Origin of the sequence: Mucilaginibacter sp. OAE612 (genome assembly GCF_041806395.1) — a bacterium.
GTDB lineage: Bacteria > Bacteroidota > Bacteroidia > Sphingobacteriales > Sphingobacteriaceae > Mucilaginibacter > Mucilaginibacter rubeus.
This window is the reverse complement of the sequence record NZ_JBGMUW010000001.1, coordinates 1280008-1297120: the sequence shown is the minus strand read 5'-3', so window position 1 is coordinate 1297120 and position 17113 is coordinate 1280008. Positions and strand designations below refer to the sequence as shown.

Annotated in this window: 17 protein-coding genes; 5 read left to right on the top strand and 12 right to left on the bottom strand. The window is 41.8% G+C overall.

The window, feature by feature from the left end:
• Positions 1-4: 4 nt before the first annotated feature.
• Together ABID99_RS05485 and ABID99_RS05480 are read right to left on the bottom strand one after the other, a co-directional pair.
• A complete protein-coding gene (locus tag ABID99_RS05485; protein ID WP_373613114.1) occupies positions 5-598 on the bottom strand; it encodes a penicillin-binding protein activator LpoB in 594 nt (197 codons plus the stop codon).
• A 51-nt stretch (positions 599-649) separates the two neighbouring features.
• Positions 650-1066, bottom strand: a complete 417-nt coding sequence (locus ABID99_RS05480) for a hypothetical protein (protein ID WP_090533065.1) — start codon at positions 1064-1066, stop codon at positions 650-652.
• Positions 1067-1384: 318 nt separating this feature from the next.
• Here ABID99_RS05480 and ABID99_RS05475 point away from each other — a divergent pair, with 318 nt between their 5' ends.
• Positions 1385-1870, top strand: a complete 486-nt coding sequence (locus ABID99_RS05475) for a nuclear transport factor 2 family protein (protein ID WP_090533067.1) — start codon at positions 1385-1387, stop codon at positions 1868-1870.
• A 145-nt stretch (positions 1871-2015) separates the two neighbouring features.
• Here the strand turns inward: ABID99_RS05475 and ABID99_RS05470 are convergent, their stop codons facing one another.
• Positions 2016-3650 carry an FMN-binding glutamate synthase family protein gene (locus ABID99_RS05470; protein ID WP_090533069.1) on the bottom strand — a complete coding sequence of 545 codons (1635 nt, stop codon included), beginning with the start codon at positions 3648-3650 and terminating at the stop codon, positions 2016-2018.
• 185 nt (positions 3651-3835) lie between these two features.
• Between ABID99_RS05470 and ABID99_RS05465 the strand changes: the two genes are divergently transcribed.
• Positions 3836-4378 (top strand): YceI family protein, encoded by a 543-nt coding sequence (locus ABID99_RS05465; protein ID WP_090533071.1) that lies wholly within the window; start codon positions 3836-3838, stop codon positions 4376-4378.
• 286 nt (positions 4379-4664) lie between these two features.
• On the top strand, positions 4665-5285 hold the full coding sequence (locus tag ABID99_RS05460; RefSeq protein WP_090533076.1) for an L-threonylcarbamoyladenylate synthase: 621 nt from the start codon (positions 4665-4667) through the stop codon (positions 5283-5285).
• A gap of 371 nt (positions 5286-5656) precedes the next feature.
• Here the strand turns inward: ABID99_RS05460 and ABID99_RS05455 are convergent, their stop codons facing one another.
• The 6 genes from ABID99_RS05455 to trpD form a co-directional block, all read right to left on the bottom strand.
• Positions 5657-6589 carry a helix-turn-helix domain-containing protein gene (locus tag ABID99_RS05455; RefSeq protein WP_373613113.1) on the bottom strand — a complete coding sequence of 311 codons (933 nt, stop codon included), beginning with the start codon at positions 6587-6589 and terminating at the stop codon, positions 5657-5659.
• A gap of 77 nt (positions 6590-6666) precedes the next feature.
• Positions 6667-7410 carry a hypothetical protein gene (locus ABID99_RS05450; RefSeq protein ID WP_373613112.1) on the bottom strand — a complete coding sequence of 248 codons (744 nt, stop codon included), beginning with the start codon at positions 7408-7410 and terminating at the stop codon, positions 6667-6669.
• 489 nt (positions 7411-7899) lie between these two features.
• Positions 7900-8670: a tryptophan synthase subunit alpha gene (trpA, locus tag ABID99_RS05445; protein ID WP_373613111.1), complete on the bottom strand. Its 771-nt coding sequence runs from the start codon at positions 8668-8670 to the stop codon at positions 7900-7902.
• Positions 8671-8779: 109 nt separating this feature from the next.
• Positions 8780-9961, bottom strand: coding sequence for a tryptophan synthase subunit beta (gene trpB, locus ABID99_RS05440; protein ID WP_373615894.1), 1182 nt, complete (start codon positions 9959-9961; stop codon positions 8780-8782).
• A 124-nt stretch (positions 9962-10085) separates the two neighbouring features.
• Positions 10086-10589 carry a phosphoribosylanthranilate isomerase gene (locus ABID99_RS05435; RefSeq protein ID WP_373613110.1) on the bottom strand — a complete coding sequence of 168 codons (504 nt, stop codon included), beginning with the start codon at positions 10587-10589 and terminating at the stop codon, positions 10086-10088.
• A gap of 3 nt (positions 10590-10592) precedes the next feature.
• Complete coding sequence (trpD, locus tag ABID99_RS05430; protein WP_090533082.1) at positions 10593-11582, bottom strand: anthranilate phosphoribosyltransferase; 990 nt, start codon at positions 11580-11582, stop codon at positions 10593-10595.
• Positions 11583-11970: 388 nt separating this feature from the next.
• On the opposite strand from trpD, the gene ABID99_RS05425 reads away from it, so the two are divergent.
• Positions 11971-12915 (top strand): ion channel, encoded by a 945-nt coding sequence (locus tag ABID99_RS05425; protein ID WP_373613109.1) that lies wholly within the window; start codon positions 11971-11973, stop codon positions 12913-12915.
• 70 nt (positions 12916-12985) lie between these two features.
• Here the strand turns inward: ABID99_RS05425 and ABID99_RS05420 are convergent, their stop codons facing one another.
• The 3 genes from ABID99_RS05420 to recR are packed head-to-tail and all read right to left on the bottom strand — an operon-like array spanning position 12986 to position 15249.
• Positions 12986-13801, bottom strand: coding sequence for an SDR family oxidoreductase (locus ABID99_RS05420; protein WP_091174440.1), 816 nt, complete (start codon positions 13799-13801; stop codon positions 12986-12988).
• Positions 13788-14621 (bottom strand): glycosyltransferase family 2 protein, encoded by an 834-nt coding sequence (locus tag ABID99_RS05415; RefSeq protein WP_373613108.1) that lies wholly within the window; start codon positions 14619-14621, stop codon positions 13788-13790. The genes ABID99_RS05420 and ABID99_RS05415 overlap by 14 nt, the downstream gene beginning before the upstream one ends.
• A 1-nt stretch (position 14622) precedes the next feature.
• Entirely contained in the window at positions 14623-15249 is a 627-nt protein-coding gene (gene recR / locus ABID99_RS05410; protein ID WP_112654519.1) for a recombination mediator RecR, read from the bottom strand.
• Positions 15250-15503: 254 nt separating this feature from the next.
• Between recR and ABID99_RS05405 the strand changes: the two genes are divergently transcribed.
• Entirely contained in the window at positions 15504-17000 is a 1497-nt protein-coding gene (locus tag ABID99_RS05405) for a sodium:solute symporter (protein WP_373613107.1), read from the top strand.
• Positions 17001-17113: the final 113 nt, after the last annotated feature.

The window sequence follows — 17113 nt, the reverse complement described above, 5'->3', positions numbered from 1 at the left end:
AGGTTTAGTTTTTAACGTATTTGGCAATTTTCTTTTCGCCTATCCAAACCACTTCATTTGTTTGAATGTTGGTAAGCTCCAGATTTACCTGGTAGTAAACAACTTTTTGGCGTTTGTGCGAATCAACTATTGAATTGATTGAGCCCTGCAGTATATAATCGGCACCGTTTTCCAGGCCAAATTTTTTCATGCTCGATACCGTAGCGTTTGTTTGCTGATCGGCCTTTTCGGCACGTAACTCATCACGTTTTTTACCGCCCTGCACCAAACGTACTTTTTGCGATTGGATGAATGAGCTTTCAATATCGGTTAAGAATGTTTCGGCATCAATATGTTCGTGGCTTTTATTTTGTACAAAGCCAACTATAACTACCGGGCGTTTACCCTGGTGCTCGCTAAGGTGGGTATCTATCCAGTTAGCACCTAAAATTTTGCCGGTAAGCTCATCGGCTGCCATTCGTGCATCACTGTTATTCCAGTTGCCGCTAACATCAATAGTTTGGTCGGTGCTAACGCGTGTAACCTGCCTTGAACATGAGGCTATAAAAATCCCTGAAACTGCTAATGCAGCAACTGTTAAAATCCTGTTAAATTTCATTTGTAGTATATTATAAATTATGATGTGTTAGATTGAATGCTGCTTAATTTGTTACCAGCCAAAACCGATACCGATGCTTGTACGGCCACCCCAGCGGCCACCATAATAGCCGCCCCAGCGATTGCCCCATCCATAGTTTAAAAATGGCGAATAAGAGTAGCCGCCATATAAGCCCCATGACGGTGAATAATCATAATATCCGTTCATGCGTTCCTCATGCCGCCACGCGCGGTTTTGACGGCGGCGTTCCAGTTTGGCTTCATACCAATCGTAAGCTTTGTAAGTATTTTGTATGGTTACCCCGTGCAGGCTGTTCAGGGTATCGGCAACCCTGATATATTTTGCCTGGCTTTCCATGTAGCGTGGATTTTGATCGGCAACCAGCGATGCGGTTTCCTGGGCCTTTACGGTGCCGCTAAACAAACCGCCTAAAAGCATCAAGCCTATCATAAAGATATTCCTTTTCATTGCGCTTAATTTTATAAGTAAAGTTACGTAAAATGCAGTCTAAATATTACACCGGCGCCGGGCATAAACCGTTAAATTATGTTAATCGGGAGCATTTTTACTTAATTATGAATTGCAGTAGCATTATACAGTTTTTTTCACCATGAAAATGGTCGGTACAACTGTCACTATCGGTCATGGTGGCGCGTCATGATGATATATTTAATACATTTATATAAAGCTAAAAACTGAACGCACAAAGCCAAAAACTTAACATTCTGTTTATTAACATTATATAATTATTTTATGTAAATTAATTATTAGACGCTCTATCATATCATGAAAAAATCAACCTATACCCTGTTTATTATTGGCTTTGCCGCAATACTGTCTGCCTCCGTTGCCAAAGCGCAAACCAAGGCCTTTAAACCCAAAGACCAGCAGTTATTTAACACCATCGCACACATGGACAGTGTAATGTTCAACGCCTTTAACAGCCGTAATTTAGAAGTGATGAAAACGCTGTTTGCGCCCGATGTTGAATTTTATAACGATGGTAAGGGCTTAACCGGTTATGAAGGCACCATGGCCGGCTTTAAAGGAATTTTTGAAAACAAACAAGCCGCCGACCTGCGCCGCGACCTGCTTAAAGAAACGCTTGAGGTTTACCCCATGCCCGGCTTTGGCGCTATTGAAATGGGTACGCATCGTTTCACACATACCGAAAACGGCCAACCGGTAATCGGTCTGATGAAATTTGTACACATTTGGCAGTATAAGGACGGGCAATGGAAAGTGACGAGGGTGGTAAGTGTAGGACATTAATTATGCTAACAGATCTGTTAAATGTTTTCAATCCCTATTTAAGCGCGGGGCTTTCGCAATATAACCCGCCGGTTCAGGCATTCGTGCTTGAGCCGGCAATCGCCCCATTTTTAATTAATATCTAATCACCAAGCCTCAAATTTCTTCAATACGAACTCACATTGCTATAGTCAACATTTGTAATCCCGCTATAATCAGGCACAAACGTATTTTCGCTGCTGATGGCCATATCAAACTCAAACGATGCCGGATAAGGTGTGTTTAACAAACTGCCTTTGGGGATGTAAGGGAACAGCTCACCATAAGTCAGGATCTGGCTGTGGTTAACACGGCGGTAAATATACATGCGGTGCAGGTCGCACGGTTTGCTTAAACCGGCGGCACCTATCATTTGGATGGCGCTGCCCACGGTTTGCCGGTGGAAATTAGCCACACGTACTTTTTTATCATCCACTACGAGGCCTTTCATCAGGCTTTTATCCTGTGTAGCCACACCGGTTGGGCAGGTGTTCGTATTGCATTCCAGCGCCTGGATGCAGCCAAGGGCGAACATCATACCACGGGCACTGTTGCACATATCGGCGCCGAGGGCAAAATTTTTGACCAGGTCAAAACCCGTGGCTACTTTTCCTGATGCTATAAGCTTGATATGTTTTTTAAGATCGAACCCGGTCAGCGCGTCATAAACAAAAGCCAAAGCCTCGCGCAGCGGCATCCCTACCGAGTTACTGAACTCAAGCGGGGCAGCGCCGGTGCCGCCTTCTCCCCCATCAACAGTAATAAAATCAGGAGTAATGCCTGTTTTGACCATAGCCTTGCAAATAGCTAAAAACTCGCTTTTATGACCTACACACAATTTAAATCCGATTGGCTTGCCGCCTGAAAGATCCCGAAGCTTTTGAATAAATACCATCAGCTCCAATGGATTGGTGAATGCGGTATGGTATGGCGGTGAAACCACATCCTCCCCCATCTCCACCAGCCTAATCCGTGCAATTTCAGGTGTTACCTTGGCAGCGGGCAATATCCCCCCATGACCAGGCTTTGCTCCTTGCGACAGCTTGATCTCGATCATTTTCACTTGTGGCAGCACCGCGCGTTCGGCAAAGGCATCGTAGTTCATAGTACCATCCTTATGGCGGCAACTGAAATAACCGGTGCCTATTTGCCAAATGATATCGCCGCCTGGTTGCAAGTGGTAATCGCTTAAACCACCTTCCCCGGTGTTATGGGCAAAGTTATCCAGTTTTGCACCGCCGTTAAGGGCCAGGATAGCATTCATACTCAACGAACCAAAGCTCATAGCCGAAATATTGAATACGCTGGCCATATAAGGCTGCGTACAGGCCGCCCCGCCAACCTTTACACGCGGATCCATATTTAATTGATGGTGATCAATAGCGGCGATGCTGTGGTTAAGCCATTCGTAGCCGTTATCATATACATCAAGCTCGGTACCAAAGGGACGGGTGTCATCAACCTTTTTGGCTCGCTGGTAAATTACACTCCTGTTTTGACGGTTAAAGGGTGTACCGTTGGTATCGCTTTCAATAAAGTACTGGTATATTTTAGGTCTTAACTCTTCCATCAAATACCTCAGGTGGCCAAATACCGGGTAATTACGCACAATGCTATGCTTAGGCTGCACCATATCATAAAAACCAATAAGATATATAGGTCCAATGAACAGGAACGACCATGCAGCGGGTGGCCAGATGACAGTCCACAAAGCAAGCATACTGAATATGATAAAGAACGAAACAACGAAGAGCTTTCTCATGGATAGTTAATTTTATATGAAGCGGCTATTAAGTTTGATAAAAATAGATTTATAATTTAAACAATAGGGCAAATTTGTGGTTAAGAAACTTACTCAATGTCGGTTTAAAGTCACAAAGTAAAAATACATGTTTAAACATCTATTTTTGTGCTTATCTTTGTATCAACAAAAAAGAAATAAAAATCATGGCAACAGAAACAGCAACAAAATGGGTTATTGACCCTATGCACTCAGAAGTACAATTTAAAGTTAAACACCTGGTTATTTCAACCGTGAGTGGTTTTTTCAAAAGCTTTAACGGTGAGTTATTAACTGATAATGATGATTTTGAAAATGCTGAAATTGATTTCTCTTTAGATATCAACAGCATTGACACCAATCAGACACAACGCGACGAGCACTTGAAATCGGCCGAATTTTTTGACGCCGAAAAATATCCTCAGATCACTTTCAAATCAACTTCATTCACCAAAACTGATGATGAAGAATATGAATTGAAAGGCAACCTGACCATTAAAGATCAAACCAAACCGGTAACCCTCGACGTAGAATTTGGTGGCTCGGCTGCTGACTTTTATGGCAACACCAAAGCTGGTTTCGAGATCAGCGGCAAAATTAACCGTAAAGATTTCGGTTTAACCTGGGATGGTGTAACCGAAGCAGGTTCAATTGTAGTTGGCGAAGACATTAAATTGTTGATCAACATCCAGTTCACTAAACAAGCTTAATTGTTTTAATACTGTTGCTGTGTTTTAACTTTTAAAATGCCGCTGTTGTTAAAGGATCCAAACAACACGGCATTATTGAAACAGCAAAACAGGTTAAAATTTAAATAGCAAAGCCATTCTGATTTAATCGGGATGGCTTTGTTTGTTATGAACCAACCAAACTTACGAAGTTTTAAAAACTTCGTAAGTTTTCCGCATTACAGTATAAATCATCGCAAACACATGATTTAAAGCGCGTTTAAGCCTCATTTTTAAACTAAGTAGCCTTATATTTGTTCTTATACTTATGCTAATTAAAATATATCCCGAAAACCCTAATCCAAAGGCTATTGAGCAGGTGGTGGAGGTGTTAAAAAAAGGCGGCCTCATCATATACCCTACCGATACCATTTATGGTTTGGGTTGTGACATTACCAACCACCGCGCTATTGAGGCCATTTGCAAGATCAGAAATATCAAACCCGAAAAGGCTAACTTCTCATTCATTTGCTACGACTTAAGCCATATCTCTGACTATATCAAACCCATTGACAATACTACTTTCCGTGTACTGAAAAAGGCATTACCGGGGCCCTTTACATTCATATTCAATGCCAGTCATATGGTTCCCAAAATGCTCAGCTCCAACAAAAAAACGGTTGGTATCAGGGTGCCAGACAATAATATAGCCCGCGAAATTGTGCGTGTGTTAGGTAATCCGATACTTTCTACATCTATAAGGGACGACGACGATATTATCGAGTACTCAACCGATCCGGAGCTGATCCACGAAAAATATGAAGACCTGGTGGATATTGTGATCGATGGTGGTTATGGCGACAACATCCCATCAACCATAGTTGATTGCACTACCGGCGACTTTGATATTGTTCGTGAAGGTAAAGGTGATTTGGAGTTGTATTTGTAATACACTACATCTGCTTTAGCTATGTTGTATGGCGGGCGCGTTAGATTGTAGTGAAAAGCCCACAGCGCGAGGTGGTTATCGAGGGTAGAAAGGGCGAGGACTTGTAACGAAAAATCCGGGCCGCAGGCAACGCCATGGTTGAGAGATAAGTGATATAATTAAAACCATCATTGCGAGGAACGAAGCAATCGCACGGAAGCATAGCCGTCCTGTAATCCATCGCACTCACTACCACTTCATTACGAGGCACGAAGCAATCGCGAACTGTACTGGGTGTCCTTGGTTAAAAAGTCACGAGTACGCCACGCTTTCTCAACGCTGCATACCCGCGCCAGTTGGGGAGAACGTTTGCGGTAGCGGGGCAACGGTGGTTAACGTTGATTGGGATACTCCAATAATAACTTGTATTCAAGTTGTTTTACATCTCCTTCCATCTTACTTTCTCCATTCTGATATAATAAAATCACTTCAATTTTTAAATCTTTCAAGGCACTTGCAATTTTATCATCAGGAATATCGAAGTTAAAGCGCATTGCATTTATCTGCTCATTGGGATAAATTGTAGTCTTACCGTTTGAAGAAATTTTCATTCTATTATTATTTAGACGTGTAAATTCATATCCTTGATACTGATCCCATGTTATATTAATGAGATTATTATAGTTTATGAAATACACGTTAACTTTAAAATCAGATTCGATTACATCTCCTTCGTTAAAGATATCTACTTGAAATATATGTTTAATTCTTCCAATCGGGTTGCTCCTATCATTCTGCCTCCCGATTGACCACTCTTTTAAAAGGAGTTTGGATTTTAGTTTCCTACCATAAGATTCTCTTACTTCATATTCTTCCATCATAACAGATTCAAAATTAAACCGTTTATAGAAGCGTTTGTCTCTACACATGTGAGGTACATCGTAGCTTTTAGGGATTTTGACTACATAGATACTTTGATTGATATTCCCTTCACTTCTAATAGGATAAATCTTTAAATCTGCAATCCTTTTCTGTACTGATGAATTTATCGTCTGTTCTAACCACTCCTTTGTGTATATGTTTCCATCGATGTATGATAATCCCGAAGCTTTATGATTTTCTTCTTTAACGCCATAAATTATTATGCCTCCATCCGAGTTTGCGAACGCAGAAACATCTTTGGAGATCTCTTTCTTTTTTCCATCGCTTTTGTCAAAAGATCCGGCTTCTTTAAAATCTAAGTGAATGGATTCTTCGACTTCATTGTCGATTAATGAAATGATATCTTCAAGGTAATATTCTGTTTTATTTTGAAAGTCACTCATGGCATAATGATGGGTTTAGTGTATATAATATAAATCTTTTTAGGACTGAAGATCAATCTACTCTATATCGTAAGGCTCTAATTATTAATATAGGTATCAAAGTCAACTAAATCAATGTCATCATTTTTTATCGTTCTTACGAAATGGGTCTTTGAGTTGTAAAGAAACCAGTATCCATTAGTTCTTCCAGCAAAATGGTATGTTTGGCCAGTAATTATCTTTTGCCCGGATTTTAGTTTTAAAACTGCATGAAGTTGATGATTTGGCTTCTGCAAGGTTGAATAGCTGGCTAAGCTATCAAATAGTGCATACCAAATGGCTAATATAAATATGCCGACAATACGATTATCCCTAAAAAAATCGCTTCCGGTTTCTTTAGCTCGCATCCTAATTAAAACATAAGCAGAAATTAAAATTATAGTCCACCAATATTTTAGTACGAAAGTTAAGCTAATACCCGTTCGTATGATTGGATCATTTTGATATCCATATATCATAAGAAATATGGCAAAACAATATAGAAGGCTTACATATCCCCATTTTTGTAGACCTATAATTTTCTTGCTTTCGATTAGCTGATTAGCAGCCTCAACACTTCCATAATATAATGCCCACCAAATAGCTGTAGGAGCAACTAATGCAATATCTGCTATCTCGAAATATTGAAATATAGGTATGTGAAGTTTTAAGTAGTAATAAATGTAATTTCGTATTAGCGAAAAAACTACCGCTAAAGCTATAGCAATTCCAGTAATCTCACCAATGCTTGTTATGCTTTTATCTAAGCTGCTTGATACTTCATTTTCTTCGTCGTCAGACATGTGATAAGGATTTTAATAAAGATATGTAATTGATATAATTATAATTCGATATACGAATAGATTTTTATTTATATCAAGTTTCTTTCTTTAGCTCTGCAAGTAGTAAAACCCGTCCACAACCCGTCCATAAGATAGTAACACAAGTACACGGATGGACAGAAGCTTTTTGTGTTTATCGGCATTGTGCGCAGGCAGCGTTAGGGATTGTAGTGAAAAGCCCACAGCGCGGGTAGGCATCGGGGCAGGCAAAGCGAGGACTTGTAACGGAAAGCCCACAGCGCGGGTAGGCATCGGGGCAGGCAAAGCGAGGACTTGTAACGGAAAGCCCGGGCCGCAGGCAACGTCCACATCATCCAATCAAAAAAAACTAACAACAAACAGCTTACGCTCAAATCAATATAAGAAATAAAGCAATCCCAACTACACAGATCGGCTCTGTCTATCGGGGATTGCTTCTTTCTCGCAATGACGCAGTGGAGAAATATCGGCTTACGGCCTTATTCCCTTCACAAACCCGTCAATCTTATCCATATAACCTTCCTCGCCTAAAAGCTTCACAAATTTGCTGCCTATTATTGCCCCATTGGCATAATTACATGCTTTGGCAAAGCTGCTGCTATCAGTAATCCCAAAACCAATAATGGTTGGATTCTTTAACTTCATCGCGGTAATGCGTTTGTAGTATTCTTCTACGCTATCACTCAGTTTCAGGTTATAGCCGGTTATTGTTGATGACGACAGCAGGTAGATAAAGCTGTTGCTCAGTTCATCAATTTTGCGGATGCGCTCTTCAGATGTTTGCGGGGTTACCAGGAATATATTGCTCAGGCCGTTATCGATAAAATATGACGAGTACATTTTTTCATATTCATAGATCGGCAGATCGGGTACAATAATACCGTCAACACCTACCTCGGCAGCCTTTTTACAAAACCGTTCAACACCATATTGTGCAATGGGATTAAAATAGCCCATGAGCAAAATAGGAATACTTACCCTGCTGCGCAGTTCGGCAAGCTCTTCAAACAAAACTTTAAGGCTCATGCCATTTTCCAATGCTACCTCTGAGCTATGCTGAATAGTCGGGCCATCAGCTACGGGATCAGAATAAGGGAAACCAATCTCAAGGAAATCGGCACCTGATTTTTCAAGGGCTTCGGCAATATCAATTGTAGTGTTCAGCGCTGGGTAACCGGCGGTAAAGTATATAGATAACAGGTTATTGTTTTTTGATGCAAAAAGTTTGTTTAAACGGTTCATTGTATTTTATTTGTCTATGGACGATAGACCATAGTCCATGGTTTTATTTTTTATTGTTGATTTTTTTCACTGATCAGCCATGGTCTATAGACCATCAACTATAAACCAATTAGTACCCAAAATAATTAATATACGTATCCAGGTCCTTATCTCCCCTGCCCGAAATACAGATCACCACATTATCGTTGGCTTCAAACTTCATTTTTTCTAACTGCGCCAAAGCGTGGGCTGTTTCAATAGCTGGGATAATCCCTTCAAGCTGGCAGCAAAGTAAGCCTGCCTGCAAAGCCTCCTCATCGGTAATACTTACATATTGCCCGCGGCCGGTTTTAAACAAATGTGCGTGCTGCGGCCCTATACCCGGATAATCCAGTCCCGCCGAAATTGAATAAGGCTCAACCACCTGTCCGTCTTCGGTTTGCATCAATATGGTGCGACTGCCATGCAGCACCCCTTCATCGCCCAAAGCTGTTGTAGCGGCAGATTCACCACTATTTACGCCTTTACCTGCCGCTTCAACAGCTACCAGTTTCACAGCCTCATCCTCTATAAAATGATAGAACATCCCCATAGCGTTGCTACCCCCGCCTACACAGGCCATCACATATTGCGGTAACTCCTTGCCGGTTTGCTCAAGCAACTGGGCCTTTGTTTCCTGCGATATGATAGATTGAAAACGGGCTACAATATCCGGATAAGGATACGGGCCAACTACAGAGCCGATGATATAATGTGTATCAACCGGGTTGCCTATCCAATCGCGCAGGGCCTCGTTGGTAGCGTCTTTAAGTGTTTTACTGCCAGATGTGGCGGGTACAACCTTAGCGCCAAGCATTTTCATACGGGCAACGTTCGGCGCCTGCCTTACCATGTCAATTTCGCCCATGTAAACAACGCATTCAATATTCATGAGCGCGCATACGGTAGCGGTTGCCACCCCATGCTGACCTGCGCCGGTTTCGGCAATGATACGCTTTTTACCCAGGCGTTTTGCTAACAGGATTTGCCCTATGGCATTGTTAATTTTATGCGAGCCGGTATGGTTCAGGTCTTCCCGCTTAAAAAATATGTTAGCGCCATATTTTTCCGAATACCTTTTGGCATGATATAACGGAGAAGGCCGGCCGACGTAGTTTTTAAGCAGATCATCAAACTCGGCTTTAAAATCATCGTCATTTATGATATTGAGGTATTGCTCCCTTAATTCCTCTACGTTAGGGTACAACATTTCGGGGATATATGCTCCCCCAAAATCGCCATAATAACCTTGTTCGTTAACTCCGTATTTCATCTGTTGTGTTTTATTTTTGATGATTTTAAATGCCTCTTTTAATTTTTCGATATTCTTCAAGCCGGGCTCATTTTCAAACCTGCTGTTAAGGTCAACCCCATAAAATTGGGAATGTGTGATGTTTTTAACCTCTTTTATATTTTTCAAGCCCCACCCCTCCTGATAAAAAGAAGGGAATGTCCAGTTTATATTGATCAAGAATAGCCCAGTCAAAAGTTTTGCCTGAGCCTCCATATTCTTTTGTTTTGGTATCGAACAGGAAAAGATCGACATTGTTGGCATAATCTTTTAACTGTTCAAAATCAAAATCTTCGTTAATACCAAAAGCTTTGATCACGGTTACCCTACCTTTAAAAGCAGCGCAAAATTCCGGACTTTCATCACCATGCAACTGAACCGCGTTAAAGCCATATTCAGTGACCAGGCGATCAATATTTTCAGAGCTTTCATTTACGAAAACACCCGTTTTTTGGATAGAGGCGGGTATAGTTTGCAACGCATCTGTCGCCAGGTTTGCCATATAGCGTGGCGATTTGCCATATAAAATAAAGCCTGCATAGTCGGGCTGTAAAGCAGCAACCGCATTAATATTTTCAGGATGTTTTAAACCGCAAACCTTTATTTTCATGGTTTAGTTTTGTAATAAAGTATTAAAACTCCTCAGCGCTTTTTTGCTTAACAATGCTTCTTCGGCTTCATAAAAACAATCACCAAAAGTTTTTTCAGGGCCGATGGTTTTAATGGCCAGCGCGGCGTTAGCCAGTACCACGTTATTTTGGGCTGGGGTACCTTCGCCTTTAAGCACCGAACTAAATATGGCTGCCGAAGCTGTCACAGTATCGCCGCCGATGATTTCTTTAGGATCAAGCTTTTCAAATCCAAGGTCTTCGACACTGTTGATCTTTTCACCATCTGCCGAAAAGGTCTTAAAATCGCAGGTTAATGAGATTTCGTCATAGCCTTCCAGGGCGTTTATGATAGTATATTTTGTAGTTGATTTTTGGTAAAGGTAAGCGTATACCCGGGCAAGCTCCAGGTTAAACACCCCTACCAATTGATTATCGGGCTTCGCCGGGTTAACCAGAGGCCCCAGCATGTTGAAGAAGGTTTTAACACCCAGTTCCCTGCGGATAGGCGCAACGGTTTTCATAGCCGGGTGAAACAAAGGCGCGTGCAGAAAACAGATATTAGCTTCCTCGGCACTCCGTTTCAGCTTGTCAATATCATTGGTAAACTGGTAACCCAGGTACTCCATCACATTTGATGAACCGCAGCCCGATGATACCCCATAGTTACCATGCTTGGCCACCTTATACCCCGCACCCGCAACAACAAATGAAGCAAGCGTTGAAATGTTAAAAGTATCCTTACCATCGCCTCCGGTACCGCAAAGGTCAATGAGGCCATCGGTTTCCAGGTTAACGGGCAGACAAAGTTCCAGCATGGCATCGCGAAAGCCTTCCAGTTCTTCAACGGTAATGCTTCGCATACAATAGGCTGTCATGAAAGCTGCCATTTGCGCGTTGTTGTACTTACCCTGCGCAATATTGATCAAAATGCCTTTTGATTGTTCCCTGCTAAAGGTTTTGTGTTCAAAAAGATGATTTAATATCTGTTTCATATGCCCCCCAACCCCCTAAAGGGGTAGTTTATTGTTAAAGTTTTTACCCCCTTTTGCCGTTACTCCCCCTTTAGGGGGCCGGAGGGCGAAGCATAAAAAAAGGGTTGCCGTATGGCAACCCTTTTTGAATATATCTTTTAAACAAACATGGAATTGCCTTACGATTACTCGTTAAGCCACCACCAATTGTTGTTTAATTTTGTCATTGTTACTTGTTGGCACAAATATGTAAATAGTTTTTATAAAAACAAACAGAACAGTACATTTATTGAATTATTGATTTACTGAATTATTGATTTAGCTACTAAATTAGTAGAAGATCAGAGTAAACTGTAAACATTTTCTAAAAATCGATAATTCAATAACTCATAATTCAGTAATTAGCTCCATGGCTATACATAAAGAGAAAATTAATCCCGAAGATGATCTTGGTTTTGGTACCCAGCCGGTTATTAAAAGCCAGCCGGTTATAAATAAGGATGGTACTATCAATGTAAAACGTACTGGCCTTCCGTTTTTTACTACATCAAACAACTACCACTCGCTCATTACCATGAGCTGGCGCAAGTTTTGGTTCATAGTTTTTAGCTGCTACTTTATAGTAAACATTATTTTCGCATTCATTTATTTCTCGTTAGGTCCCGATGTGCTTGACGGCAAAAGCGGCAATACCGATTTTGACCGTTTTATGGATTCCTTCTTTTTCTCAGCACAAACCATATCAACCGTAGGCTATGGCCATATTAGTCCCAGGGGCATGATTCCCAATACCATCGCCGCGCTCGAATCAATGATGGGCCTGCTGGCTTTTGCTTTGGCAACCGGTTTACTTTACGGTCGTTTTTCGCGCCCCTCGGCCAAGATCACGTATAGCCGCAATGTGCTTATCGCGCCCTATCGCGACGGTGGTAAAGGTTTGATGTTTCGCCTGGCCAACGAACGCAGAAATATCCTCATCGACCTGGAAATGGAAGTAGTTTTCAGCTATAACGACGAGGAAAACGGCAAAACCGTACGTAAATTCTTCCAGCTCGAACTGGAACGAACCCGGGTTAGTATCTTAACCCTGAACTGGACAGTAGTTCATCCGCTTGATGAAAACAGCCCGATTAAAGATATCACACCCGAGGAGCTTGAACGCAGGCAAGCCGGCCTTGCGGTAATCCTGAAAACTTTCGACGATACTTTTTCGCAAACCGTCCATTCCCGTACTTCATACCAATACGACGATTTTGTATGGGACGCTAAATTTAAACCTGCCTTTGAGCGCGACGAAACAGGCCGCGTTGTATTGGATTTGAGCAGGATCAGTGCATATGATATCATTCATTAGGTCATTGCGTCATTAAGTCATTTTTTTTGCAGCGTAAGTGCAATGACTCAATGACCTAATGAAAGAATGACTAACGAAGAAGCGGGTCCCGTTCTTTGGTAAAATGCTTATAAACCATTTTATCTAAAAATGCCGGTATAAATTTACTCAGGGCTACAGTAAGTTTGCCCTGGCCGGTGAGGGTTAATGTGCGGACCCGGTTTTCAATGCCATCAACAATATGTTTGGCTACCTCATCGCTGCTCATCATTTTTTGTTCTTCGAGGGTGCTCTCGCCTTGCTGTTTACCTTCGCTGTTCAAAGCGGTGTTGCGTATGTTTGATGCCGTAAAGCCAGGGCAGGCTGTTAATACATGTACCCCTGTTTTAAGATTTTCGATCCTCAATGAATCTAAAAACCCGTTCATGGCAAATTTTGATGCCGAGTAACCTGAACGGCCGGGCAAACCCTTGTAGCCTGCTATAGATGATACACCTACTATACTGCCTTTGGTTTTAGTAATTTCGGGCAGTGCATATTTGATGCAGTTAACCATTCCCCAAAAATTAACGTCCATCACCTGTTTCAGCACATCCACTTTTACATCCTTAAACAGGGCGCGCATAGTGATGCCTGCGTTGTTGATCAATACGTCAATTTTACCAAAAGTAATAAGGGTTTGTTTAATAAGCTGAGCGCAATCATCTTCATTGGTTACATCACACTGTATAGCTAATGCTTTGATTTTATATTCCCGCTCCAACTGTTCGGTAAGCTGGCAAAGGGTAACATATTGCCTTGCCGCCAGTACCACATTGGCGCCGCGTTTAGCACATTCATAAGCAAGTGATTTCCCGATGCCCGACGAAGCACCAGTGATGATTACAATCTTATCATTTAACTTCATACGAAGGAGGAATTAGCTGGGGGATGCCTTCCACCTTAAGTTCGGGCACCTTAAATAAATATTTGGACGCGAAGATAATCATCGCCCCATAATATTCTTTAATGTGTGCCCAGCTAAATTTAACCTTGTTTTGTATGTTAAAATTGATGATATATGTTTTGGGGAAATAGTAGTTCTTAAACCCGGCAAGCCTGATCCGATATGAATAATCGATATCATAACCATAGGTATGAAAACGCTCATCCATTATTCCTACCTGGTTAAGCGCCTCTTTCCGCAGCAGCATAAACGCACCGTTGATGATATCCGATTCGGAGGTTTGAAACTCTTCAACCCAGTCTTTACTTTGCGGGCTGGTAAGCCTTGATTTTGAAAAGTGTTTTGCCAGGCCGGTTAGCTTGAAAAAGGTTTCCCAGGGCTTGTTGAACCCGCGTTTTGATTCTTTTAAAAATTTACCTTCAGGAGTTATCATACGTACCCCCAAACCACCGGCGTCGGTATGCAGATCCATAAACTCAAGGGCCTTTTCTATAGTCTTCTTGCCTGTAATAGTATCCGCATTGACCAGTAAAATATACTCGCCCGTAGCCAGTTTAAGTGCATGGTTATATGCCCGGGCCATGCCCTCGTTTTTATCGCTGGCTATTATCTTTACATCCGGAAATTCAGTATTTAACATGGCTATCGACTTATCAGCCGAAGCATTGTCGACCACAAAAACCTCATGACTAACGTCCTGAGCAGCCCTGACCGCTGCATTCAGGGCAATTCTGAGCAGGTTGCAGGTATTATGGCTTACAACAACTATAGATAGTTTCATGCTATTTAGATAGTGAATTTTCGTACGGAACGCGGGTAGCTATGGAACGGCCCAAAGTTATCTCATCTACGTACTCTAATTCACCACCAAAAGCTATGCCACGAGCTATAGTTGTGATGGTAATATTGAAATTTTTTAATTTTTTATGAAGATAGAACAAGGTTGTGTCACCTTCCATAGTGGCGCTGAGGGCAAAAACCACTTCTTTAACCTCGTTATCTGTGGTTGGCTTAAGACGTTCGACCAGGGTATCCACCTGCAAATCTGACGGCCCAACGCCATCCATCGGCGATATTAAGCCGCCCAGCACGTGGTAAACGCCATTAAACTGATTGGTATTTTCAATAGCCATTACATCGCGGGTATCCTCAACCACACAGATAAGGCTGTGGTCGCGGCGGTGCGATGAGCAGATCTCGCAAACCGGCTGGTCAGAGATATTATGGCAAACCCGGCAAAACTGTATTTCGTTGCGAAGTTTGGTTACCGCGGTACTGAAACGTTCAACATCCTGCTTATCCTGGTTAAGTAAATGCAGCACCAAACGTAGGGCGGTTTTTTGACCTACCCCTGGTAATTTAGCAAATTCGGCTACAGCATTTTCCAGCAATTTGGACGAAAAATTCATTGTGCGAAGGTAGGGAATTTAAGTCGGAAGTCCGAAAGTCGGGGGAGTCGGAAAGTCCGGAAGTTGGGGAAGTCCGAAAGTTGGATGTTTAGATTTAGAAAATCTAAAGCAGAGAAGTTATGATTGGCAAATCTTACAATGTATTTGTATTTTGCAAAAAATCCTCCGGACTTTCGGACTTACCGGACTTACGGACTAAATAAAAAATCTTTCGGACTTCCGGACTTTCCGACTTCCGGACTAAAAAAACACCTATGTCGCCAGGAGTATTATTGTCATTCATCATCGGTTATTTTTTGGTATTGCTCATCATCTCGTGGCTTACATCAAAAAAATCTTCGGATAACGATACTTTCTTTGTAGCTAACCGAAATTCCAAATGGTATTTAGTTGCCTTCGGGATGATTGGAACGGCGTTGAGCGGGGTTACTTTTATCTCTGTTCCCGGTAAGGTTGGCACCGATGATTTTGCCTATTTCCAGTTTGTGCTGGGCAACGCTGCGGGCTTTTTCATCATAGCAACGGTATTACTTCCCTTATATTACCGGCTTAAACTCACATCCATATACAGCTACATTGAAGGCGCTTTAGGCGTTTGGAGCTATAAAACAGCTGCTGCTATATTCCTGGTGAGCCGGGTTATCGGCTCGGCTTTCAGGTTATACCTGGTGGTTATCGTGCTGCAGAAGTTTATTTTCGACAGCTACCATATTCCCTTTGCGATTACGGTGCTTATTTGTTTGCTGCTCATCTGGTCGTACACCTTTAAGGGAGGATTGAAAACCATTATCATTACCGACAGCTTGCAAACATTTTTCCTGGTAACATCTGTTTTCCTGTCGATATATTTTATTTGCCAGAGCCTGCACATGAACATTTTTGAAGCTGCCGAAACCATCAAAAACAGCAGCTATTCCAAAATATTCTTCTTTAATGATTTTATGAGCAGCAAGCTGCATTTAGGTAAACAGTTTTTAGGCGCCATGTTTATCACTATCGGTATGACCGGGCTTGACCAGGACCTGATGCAAAAAAACCTCAGCCTTAAAAATATCAAAGAAGCGCAAAAAAACATGTTCAGCTTTGTTGGCGTTTTCGTGATCATTAACATATTTTTCCTGAGCGTAGGCGCTTTGCTTTACATGTACGCCGCTAAAAACGGTATCAATGTTACCAAAACCGATTACCTGTACCCTACTATAGCCCTGCAATATTTAGGATTGGTTCCGGCCATGATATTTATGCTGGGCTTAACAGCGGCCACCTTTGCCACTACCGATTCGGCACTTACAGCGCTCACCACCTCTTTTTGTGTAGACTTTTTAGGTTTTAACAAGCGCAAGGATGTGAATAGCAAAAAAATGGTGGCCGTACGTCATTGGGTACACATTGCTTTTTCGGGGTTGATGTTTTTAACCATCATCATATTTAACGCCATTAATAATGATGCTGTAGTTAGCGCCATATTCACCGTGGCATCATATACCTATGGGCCGCTGCTTGGCCTTTATTCATTTGGCCTGTTTGTAGGCAACAGGCAGGTAATGGATAAACTGGTGCCTTTCATTTGCATACTCTCTCCTGCTATATGCTATTTTTTAAATGCCGAATCAAAATCAATTTTAGGCGGATATGTTTTTGGTAACGAACTCATCATTGTAAACGGATTAATTACATTTATTGGGCTTTGGGTTACTTCGAGTTCGAAAGCTGGGGAAGTCCGTAAGTCGGAAAACCCGGAGATCGGGTAATTAAAAAGTAAAACAACAAATAAACCGGAATCAATTTTCTTTGTACTTTGCATTAATTAATATAGAATAAAAACTTCCGGACTTTCGGACGTTCCGACTTCCGGACTAAAAAA